Origin of the sequence: Mesorhizobium sp. M7A.F.Ca.CA.001.10.2.1 (assembly GCF_003998575.1) — a bacterium.
Classification (GTDB): domain Bacteria; phylum Pseudomonadota; class Alphaproteobacteria; order Rhizobiales; family Rhizobiaceae; genus Mesorhizobium.
The window spans coordinates 1-1,086 of the sequence record NZ_RZQY01001102.1 but is presented as its reverse complement, the minus strand read 5'-3'; the positions used below and the strand labels follow the sequence as shown (position 1 = coordinate 1,086).

The window sequence follows — 1,086 nt, the reverse complement described above, 5'->3', positions numbered from 1 at the left end:
CTTCTGAAGAAGGCGCAGGAAGATGCCGCTGCTGCTGTTGCGGCCGCCGCCGCTGCACCGGCCGAGGCGGAAGCCGCCACCGCCGAATAATTGCTCTATTCGCATCCAGGAAAACGGCGGGCCATGTGCCCGCCGTTTTCCTGTCCAGTTCTGTCTGTAAGAGCTGCCGATCAATAACCGTCCGGGCAGCGGTCGACGTAGACGCGGCCACGGCGATCACGGTAGCGGCATTCGCCACGCTCGCTCGCCCGGCCGATCAGCGCGCCGGCAACGGCGCCGACAGCACCACCGACGACGGCGCCTTCAACCGGATCGCCAGCGACCGCCGCACCGACGGCAGCGCCACCGAGGCCGCCTACGGCCGCGCCTTTTTCCGTTTGCGAACAAGCGGCGAGCGGCACCAGCAGCGCCATCAAAAGCATCATTTTCTTCATCATCGTTCCTCTCCGATAGGAGCCGCCTCCGCCGCCAGGCGAATCTCTAACTCGCAACTCCGCGATTCGATCCCTGAGACATTACCCGGCAAAGGGTCAGGCTTTCAGCGGAAAGCGATGCTTCGATCTGGATCTAACGGCTGAACGGGATCAGCGCGCGGACCCTGGCATCGCGCAGATACAGGCCGCCCCACAGGATAATGCCGAGATAGACGCCGAACAGCATGTGCGAGAACAGCGGGTTGTCGACGCGGACATTGGTGGCGATAGCGCCGCCCATATAGGCGGTGAGCAGGATGGCGCCGAGCACCGAGGTGCGCGGCAGTGCATAGAGAGCGGTCGAGATCAGGCTGATGACGCCCAGCATGCGCGCGACATTGGCATCGGCCGGCCAGCCGAGCGGCACCATCGTCTGGGTGACGACATCGAGCGGCGGCAGCTTGATGACGCCATCGAAGATCATGAACAGCACGATAACGCCGCTGAGCGCGCGGCCGGTCCATAAAGCGCCCGGCGAGACGGGCGCGGTTTCGGAAATGCTCATGGTGGTCCCTCCTAGTGGTTCGAGCCCTTTTCGCTGGGGTCGAACCAAGGACGTGGCATGGGGCTGCGATCCGACAGAGGTCCGGATTGTTTTAAGCCCGCGCGCCTT

General features: G+C 64.1%; 2 protein-coding genes. Both read right to left on the bottom strand.

What is annotated here, in order from left to right; all coding sequences use genetic code 11:
* Positions 1 to 170: 170 nt before the first annotated feature.
* The gene (locus tag EN964_RS35430) at positions 171 to 434 is read right to left on the bottom strand and encodes a YMGG-like glycine zipper-containing protein (protein WP_127271330.1); all 264 of its coding nucleotides are present in this window, start codon (positions 432 to 434) and stop codon (positions 171 to 173) included.
* Positions 435 to 567: 133 nt separating this feature from the next.
* Positions 568 to 978, bottom strand: a complete 411-nt coding sequence (locus tag EN964_RS35425) for a DoxX family protein (protein WP_127268218.1) — start codon at positions 976 to 978, stop codon at positions 568 to 570.
* Between the last annotated feature and the right edge of the window lie 108 nt (positions 979 to 1,086).